This window comes from Planomonospora algeriensis, from assembly GCF_977012225.1.
This window is the reverse complement of sequence record NZ_CDRNDK010000710.1, coordinates 1-2,289: the sequence shown is the minus strand read 5'-3', so window position 1 is coordinate 2,289 and position 2,289 is coordinate 1. Positions and strand designations below refer to the sequence as shown.

Here is a 2,289-nt window from a genome sequence, read left to right as displayed (position 1 = left end):
GCGATGACGTAGACCTCGGGGTGGCCGAAGAACCAGAACAGGTGCTGCCAGAGCAGCGCGCCGCCGGTGGCCGAGTCGAAGATGTGCGTGCCGAGCTTGCGGTCGGAGTACAGCGCCAGCAGCGCGGCGGCCAGCACCGGGAAGGCCATCAGCACCAGGATCGAGGTGAGCAGGATGTTCCAGGTGAAGATCGACATCCGGAACATCGTCATGCCGGGCGCGCGCATGCAGACGATCGTGGTGATGAAGTTGACCGAGCCGAGGATCGTGCCCAGGCCGCTGATGGTCAGGCCGGCGATCCACAGGTCACCGCCGATGCCCGGCGAGCTGATCGCGTTGGACAGCGGGGTGTAGGCGAACCAGCCGAAGCTGGCCGCGCCGTTCGGGGTGAAGAAGCCCGACAGCGCGATGGTGCTGCCGAACAGGAACAGCCAGTAGCTGACCATGTTCAGGCGGGGGAACGCCACGTCGGGCGCGCCGATCTGCAGCGGCATGATCGCGTTGGCGAAGCCGGCGAACAGCGGTGTGGCGAACATCAGCAGCATGACCGTGCCGTGCATGGTGAACAGCTGGTTGAACTGCTCGTTGCTGGTGATCTGCAGGCCCGGCTGGGCCAGCTCCGCCCGCATGACCAGCGCCATCACGCCGCCGATCAGGAAGAACACGAACGAGGTGATGAAGTAGAGGTTGCCGATCACCTTGTGGTCGGTGGACGACGCCCACTTCGCGATGATCGACCCCTTGCGGGTCGGCACCGGCGCGGAGACGCCGGCCTGGATCTGTGCGGTCACTGGGCACCCGCCTGGCTAGCGATGTACTTGTCGAATTCGGCCTGGGAGACGACCTTCACGCGGAAGAGCATCCGGCTGTGGTCCACACCGCACAGCTCGGCGCAGCGGCCCGCGAAGGTGCCCTCCTTGGTCGTCTCGATCTGGAACTTGTTCTGCACGCCCGGGATCACGTCGCGCTTGAACTGGAAGTTCGGCACCCAGAAGGAGTGGATGACGTCCGGCGAGACCAGGTCGAACTCGATCCGCTTGCCCTTCGGGAGCACCAGCTCCGGGGCCTCGGGGGCCATGTAGCTGTCCGCGGGCCTACCGATGACCTGGGCCTGCTTGCCGCCCGCCTCGGTGGTGAAGCGCCAGCTCCACTGGAAGCCCTCCACCTTGACCTTCACGTCCGGGGTGGCCGACATCTCGTTGATGTAGTTCTGGTCCCGGGCGGTGAAGTAGAACAGCACGCTGACCATGATCAGCGGCACGATCGTGTAGAGCATCTCGATCGGCAGGTTGTACCGCACCTGCGGCGGCAGCTCCGCGGAGTTCTTCCGCTTGCGGTGGAACGCGGCGGACCACAGGATCAGGCCCCACACGACCACGCCGGTGGCGAGAGCCGCGATCCAGGATCCGTTCCACAGACTCTGGACGGCCCCGGCCTGCTTGGTGACGCCTTCCGGCATGCCGCCTCGGGACCAGTCTTCGGCACTGCACGCCGTCGCGGACACCAGCAGCAGCGCCAGAGCGGCAGTGCGTGGCACCCGGCGGCGGGCCAACGGACGCCGTGCAGAACGGCGGGTCGGACTCACGGATCGCCTACCCCACAGATGAAGCCCAAGAGTCGCTCCTGGGCGGTCGTTTATTCAGATTCACAGCATGCAGTTCACAGCTTCACGCTGGGGGACACATTAGCGCGGACCACCCCCGGCCCCCCGCCCGGCCCCGGTTGTGGCGTGCGGGATGCGACGATTGGGGCGTGGCGTACTTCGACGCGGCCTCCACCGAGCCGCTGCATCCCCAGGCACGCGAGGCGCTGGTGGCGGCGCTCGACGCCGGCTGGGCCGACCCCGCACGGCTGTACGGTCCGGCCCGCCGGGCAAGGATGTTACTGGAACAGGCCCGGGAGGAGGTCGCCGAGGTGCTCGGCGCCCGGCCCGACGAGCTCTCCTTCACCGCCTCCGGCACCCAGGCGGTCCACCTGGGCGTGCTGGGCGCCCTGGCGGGGCGGCGCCGGGCGGGCCGCCGCCTGGTCGTCTCGGCGGTGGAGCACTCCAGCGTGCTGCACGCCGCGGGCGTGCACGAGCGCGACGGCGGCGAGGTGGCGACCGTGGGCGTCGGCCGTACCGGCATGGTCGATCCGGCGGAGTTCGGCGCGGCGGTCGCCGCCGAGGGTACGGCGCTGGCCTGCCTGCAGAGCGCCAACCACGAGGTCGGCACCGTCCAGCCGGTGGCCGAGGCCGCGCAGGCGTGCGCCGCGGCCGGGGTGCCGCTGCTGGTGGACGCCGCGCAGACG

General features: G+C 69.1%; 3 protein-coding genes. 1 reads left to right on the top strand and 2 read right to left on the bottom strand.

Going from position 1 to position 2,289, the window contains the following annotated elements:
• A partial coding sequence (locus tag ACWJ6R_RS34860) for a cytochrome c oxidase subunit I (protein ID WP_449066291.1) occupies window positions 1–791 on the bottom strand: 791 nt, incomplete at its 3' end.
• Window positions 788–1,537: an aa3-type cytochrome oxidase subunit II gene (gene ctaC, locus ACWJ6R_RS34855; RefSeq protein WP_449066290.1), complete on the bottom strand. Its 750-nt coding sequence runs from the start codon at window positions 1,535–1,537 to the stop codon at window positions 788–790. The genes ctaC and ACWJ6R_RS34860, both read right to left, overlap by 4 nt.
• A 215-nt stretch (window positions 1,538–1,752) precedes the next feature.
• Between ctaC and ACWJ6R_RS34850 the strand changes: the two genes are divergently transcribed.
• A partial coding sequence (locus ACWJ6R_RS34850) for an aminotransferase class V-fold PLP-dependent enzyme (RefSeq protein ID WP_449066289.1) occupies window positions 1,753–2,289 on the top strand: 537 nt, incomplete at its 3' end.